This window comes from uncultured Thiodictyon sp., assembly GCF_903828115.1.
In the GTDB taxonomy this organism is placed as follows: domain Bacteria; phylum Pseudomonadota; class Gammaproteobacteria; order Chromatiales; family Chromatiaceae; genus Thiodictyon.
The window spans coordinates 1-5,001 of the sequence record NZ_CAIKKU010000211.1 but is presented as its reverse complement, the minus strand read 5'-3'; the positions used below and the strand labels follow the sequence as shown (position 1 = coordinate 5,001).

General features: G+C 63.6%; 5 protein-coding genes. 3 read left to right on the top strand and 2 right to left on the bottom strand.

The genetic code is table 11. From position 1 onward, the window contains the following. Positions 1 to 259: EAL domain-containing protein (locus tag QZY48_RS07715; protein WP_295429794.1), on the top strand; the 259-nt coding region annotated here is incomplete at its 5' end. Positions 260 to 587: 328 nt separating this feature from the next. Beyond that, complete coding sequence (locus QZY48_RS07710; RefSeq protein WP_295429792.1) at positions 588 to 1,196, top strand: AMP-binding protein; 609 nt, start codon at positions 588 to 590, stop codon at positions 1,194 to 1,196. A 769-nt stretch (positions 1,197 to 1,965) separates the two neighbouring features. On the opposite strand, the gene QZY48_RS07705 is transcribed toward QZY48_RS07710, so the two are convergent. Continuing rightward, on the bottom strand, positions 1,966 to 3,108 hold the full coding sequence (locus QZY48_RS07705) for a hypothetical protein (RefSeq protein WP_295429790.1): 1,143 nt from the start codon (positions 3,106 to 3,108) through the stop codon (positions 1,966 to 1,968). Next, on the bottom strand, positions 3,105 to 4,547 hold the full coding sequence (locus QZY48_RS07700; protein ID WP_295429788.1) for an N-6 DNA methylase: 1,443 nt from the start codon (positions 4,545 to 4,547) through the stop codon (positions 3,105 to 3,107). The genes QZY48_RS07705 and QZY48_RS07700 overlap by 4 nt, the downstream gene beginning before the upstream one ends. 64 nt (positions 4,548 to 4,611) lie before the next feature. Here QZY48_RS07700 and QZY48_RS07695 point away from each other — a divergent pair, with 64 nt between their 5' ends. After that, positions 4,612 to 4,866 carry a hypothetical protein gene (locus QZY48_RS07695; protein WP_295429786.1) on the top strand — a complete coding sequence of 85 codons (255 nt, stop codon included), beginning with the start codon at positions 4,612 to 4,614 and terminating at the stop codon, positions 4,864 to 4,866. Positions 4,867 to 5,001 lie beyond the last annotated feature (135 nt).

Here is a 5,001-nt window from a genome sequence, read left to right as displayed (position 1 = left end):
TGACCTGGCGATCGTCGAAAGCATCCTATGCCTGGCCACCGCCTTCCGCCACCAGGCCGTCGCCGAAGGAGTGGAGACCCTGGCGCAGGGCGAGCGGCTGCGGCAACTCGGCTGCGAGCTGGCCCAGGGCTTCAGCATCGCCCATCCCCTGCCGGCCCACGAGCTACCCGGCTGGCTGGCCGCCTGGCGCCAATCACCGCCGACCGGAGCCACTCACGCCGGCCTGCAAGTCAGCGCTAAGACTTGTGTTCCACCCTGAGCAAGGTTTCGTCGTCCCTCGTCAGCCAGGAGGTCCTCCCGCGGCCAGCCTGTTCCATGTCGGTCGGCGGCATCGGCGCATTGACCCTTATCCGTTTGAGATCCGGCAGGCCGCCGCGGTGCGCACCAGCCACCTTGTGTGTGGGTGCGCACCAGGTGGCGCGCCGAGCCACCCATTTCGCGCTCAGTTGCCATAATTGCATTAAAGCAAGAGGCCCGCCCGGCCGCTACGGTCCCTGATCCGATGTCGCGGTCGCGGCTGGCCGAATCACTGGCAGGGCAGCGTCCGTTCGCTGCTGACAGCGTTTTTCTGGATGGAGGTCCATGCCATGACCACCGAAAACCCTGGCCTGCCGCCGCACACCATCGCCTGTGACGCGGCCCGCACCCTCCCCGGACTCTTTCGCCAACGGGTCGCGCGCTCGCCCGCGGCCGTCGCCTACCGCCAGTTCGAGGGCGGTGCCTGGTGCGACTACACCTGGTCGACGATGGCGGGGCTGGTCGGGCGTTGGCAACTGGGGTTAGCGGGGGAGGGCCTGCAACCGGGCGACCGGGTCGCCTTGAGCCTGCCCAACGGGGTCGACTGGGTCTGCTGCGACCAGGCGGCCCTGGGCCTGGGGCTGGTGCCGGTGCCGCTCTACGCCACTGACAGCCCGGACAACATCGCCCACATCCTGGCCGATTCCGGGGCCCGTCTGCTGCTCCTGGACTCCGACCGCCGCTGGCCCGCCCTCGCCGCGGGTCGTGCCGCCTTTCCGGCGCTGCGCCGGGTCCTGTGTTCTCTCGTTCCCACGCTCCCGCGTGGGAATGCCGCCCGGCCGCTCCAGCGGCCCGAGGCACGTCGCGACGCTGGAGCGTCTGCACTTGCTCCCACGCTGGAGCGTGGGAGCCAGATGACAAAGGCACAAGTGCGCCGTGCGCACCATGGCGCCGAATAGGAAGTCTCTCACAAAGGCACAAAGACACAAAGAAGAAGAATGATCACGCCAAGGCGCCAAGCTCGCCAAGGAAGACAACGAGGTGATGGTGTTATCCTTATCACCTGGCGAGTGAGTCACCCGGCGCCGATACCGTACTCCAGGGCGGGACGGCGCATTCGCCCCGTCCCAACTGTTTATTCCGTTGCCGATGGGTACGGCAGACCCGCGGTTCCGGAGAAAACGTTGCGGACGGGGCGAATGCCCCGTCCGGCCCGGGTCCTGGGTCTTCAGGCTCCAGCGCGGGAGCCATATGATACGGATCCTGGTGACACCGCGCCAGCGGTGTCACCCATGTGTTGGCCGCTGCGCGGCCCGGGTTAACCGGCACCCGCCCGGGCTACGGTCAGGGCCTCAGCCTCGCGGCGCACAGCGCCTGACACATGCGTGACACCGCTGGAGCGGTGTCACGAGCGCGGCGGAGTTCGGAACGGCGGCAATGGTAGTCGACGCCAAGGGCCTCGCAGTCAGCGAAGTGGCCGGGGTTATGATCAACTGCGCTGCGCTTGTCCACCCTACGGGCTTCATGCCGCGGCCCCGATGTCGAGTTGGCCGGTGACGGCAGCGGTGATGAGGGCTTGGCGGTATTCTTGGAGGCGGTCGATCTGAGAGACAATCGCTGTCAATGTCTCTTGCACTCCAGCCAAGGTAGAGTCAAGCCATTTTACGATGATGTCCTGCTCAGTCTTGGGGGGGGGTTGGATAAATGAAGTCAACTGCATGGCCGATATTATATTGCTTTTGTGCCGCACCATAAGCGACAAGTGCAATATTCTGGCGCCCTGCTTGTGAATTCATTGCATAGCAGAGCCATTCGGATGAAAAGGTCGATGCCTGCCGAATAATCATTACTGAAGCACAATTGATACCGTCCAGCGCCGGGGGCACCACTGCTGTCACACCAGGGTCGCCCACACGCACGCAAACCAAGTCGCCAGCACGAAGCTGGCTTTTTTCGCAAGAGCCTGTTGCTCTGCGCCGAAATCCGCCGAGCATCGACGATAGAGATTTCTCCCTCCGATACCTCACCGCCATAGATGAAAGGTATGTCACCGGCATCATCCACGTATGTGGATGGGTTTATCACAACGCCGACCGACTGTTGGGGCGATATGTGCCTGAGCCGCTTCACGCGCCAATATGCCGGCATCTCCCCTACCCACGGGATGCCGGAGTCCTTCATCGGCACGTTGGGATCGATGCCCTTAGTCGTCGCCTGGTTGATGAGGGCGGCGCGCTCCTCGTCCAACAGGTCCAGCAGCTTGCGCTTCTTCTCGATCAGTGCATCGAGGTCGGCAGTCTTTTCGTCGAGGTAGTCGGCGATGGCTTGCTGGGTGTGGACAGGAGGTAAGGCAACAACTTCGTCGAAATAGAGATCAGCGTCGAGGTTTTGGATGCCTGTCGTTTGCTTTATCGAACTTGTATTGACTCTACCGTAATAGAGCGATGCATGAAGGTAGGTGAAGAATCCACTGTCGTTGCCTGGGGACACAACCACGCGAGCGACGAAATTGGAACATACAGCGTCAAGGGGAAGATCGTATAGTACGACCACCCCCACTGGTTGATTGCCACCTCCACCGCTTTTTTCTAAAAGGAGATCGCCTATCTTCAACCGACGGTTTTGTTGCGCGGATCTTGGAATCGACCGCATGGTTGGCTCAATGGCGGCAATTCGCAGGCGCTGCCGGTCGAAGTCCGCTACTCTTATGCAAGCGATATCGTCATAACCGCCGTCCGCATCGTCACCCCAGATACCGTTCGCCGAAAATCGTACTGTCCATTTTAGGCGAGAGAGCTGCCACGATGCGGGACGAGTGGGAATCCAGGCATTCTCTGACGCGGCGAGTTCTGTTCCAGTGAAGGCGGTCACGTTAAAGCCCTCCCCAACAACCCCTGAATCTCGCCCTCCAGCGCCTCGATCTCGCCACGGATGATCGCCAACGGCCGCGGCGGCTCGTAGACATAGAAATGCCGTGTGAAGGGGATCTCATAGCCAATCTTGGTCTTGGAATGGTCCACCCAGGCATCCGGCACATGTGGCAGGACCTCGCGCTCCATATAGGCACTAATGTCCTCCTTGAGCGGCACATTCTCGTAATCGCGCAGTTCCGGGTCCGGCTCCGGCTGGCCGTTGTCGGTGCAACTATCGGCGCTCTCGTCCCGCTCGGACAGCGCGCTCAGGATGACCTTGAGCACCGGTGCGGCGAGCTTGAGGCCGCGCGTCTTGGCGGCGGACTTGAGTGACTTGGTGAAGGCGTCGCGGTTCTTGTAGAGCGGTGCGGTCGGCTCGGTGGACTGCGCTGCGCTTGTCCGGTCTACGGGGGCGGCGAGGGTCTTGAGCAGGTCGAGCACGGCCTTTTTGGTGGCCTCGCCCTCCAGGATCTCGGCCGCGGCGGCGGCGCCCTTTTTCTTGCTGGTCAAGAGTGCCTGCCAGGTCTTCTCATCGGTCAGGCGCGCGATGCGCTCGGGGCTGGCCTGGAAATTGAGCCGCAGCGGGCGCTCCACCGTGATGCGGTGGAAGCCGAAGTCGGCATTGTCGAAGACCTTGACCTCGGGGCCTTCGGTGAAGTCGGCATAGCGCCGGGTCAGTGCGTCGATGTCGTCCGGTCCCAGTTCCTTGCGTTTGTCGCCGAGCGACTTGCGCATCTTGCGGAAGCGGTTGACGCCGTTGATGAGTTGGACCTTGCCGCGGCGCGCCTTCGCCTTGCGGTTGGTCAGGATCCAGACGTAGGTGCTGATGCCGGTGTTGTAGAACATCTGGTCGGGCAGGGCGACGATGGCCTCCAGCCAGTCGTTCTCGATGATCCAGCGGCGGATCTCGCTCTCGCCGGACCCGGCCGCGCCGGTGAAGAGCGGGGAGCCGGTGAAGACGATGGCGAGCCGGCTACCGCCTTGGTGCGGGCGCTTCATCTTGCTCAGCATGCGCAGCAGGAACCCGGCAGTCGCGTCGTAACAGGTTGCTGGACAGCGAATCTCCCCGTTACTACACTTAAATTGACGATCACCTTCGACGCGGCCAAGTGTCGCGCCAATCTCGCCGACGGACCCGGCTGGCAGACGCGCATGGACAATGCCTGACTGGTCGCTGACCCTATGACCGCGCCCAAGACCGTCTACTTCCTCGCCGGCCTGCCCCGCCGCGGCTCCACCCTGCTGGCCAACATCCTGGCCCAGAACCCACGCTTTCACGTCACCCCCAAGACCGCCCTGGGCCAGCTGGAGATGTGGATCGACGACGCCCAGCCGGTGGGGCGCGCCTACAACGCGGTGCGCGACGCGGTGACCCGGGGCTGGAAGGACTGCCTGCATTTCGTGGAGTACGACGCCCTGACCCGGGAGCCGGCAGCGGCGCTGGCGGGCATCTACCGCTTCCTTGGGGGAGGCGCCCCACGACCACGACCTCCAGCGGGTCGAGCAGGTCACCTTCGAGGACGACCTGGAGTACGGCTTCCGCGACCTGTACACCATCCGCGCCCGGGTCGAGCTGCAGCCCCCGCAGTGGCCGCGGGTCTACGACGACGCCGTGTTCCAGAGCGGCCCCTGGCGCACCATCGAATCCGTGGCCCAATTCTGGAAGCTCTACCTGGAGTCCAAGGCTTCATCCAGCCTTGGCGCGCTCCAAGGCTAACGGTCATGGCACCCGCGCCACCCCGGAACATGAAAGTCCTCTCGACCGCTAGCTCGATGGCCAGCGTGCGGGGCGGCGTAGTCAGGGCTTCCAGCCCTGACTGTTCCAGCCCCGACACCGTCAGGCCAGGATGGC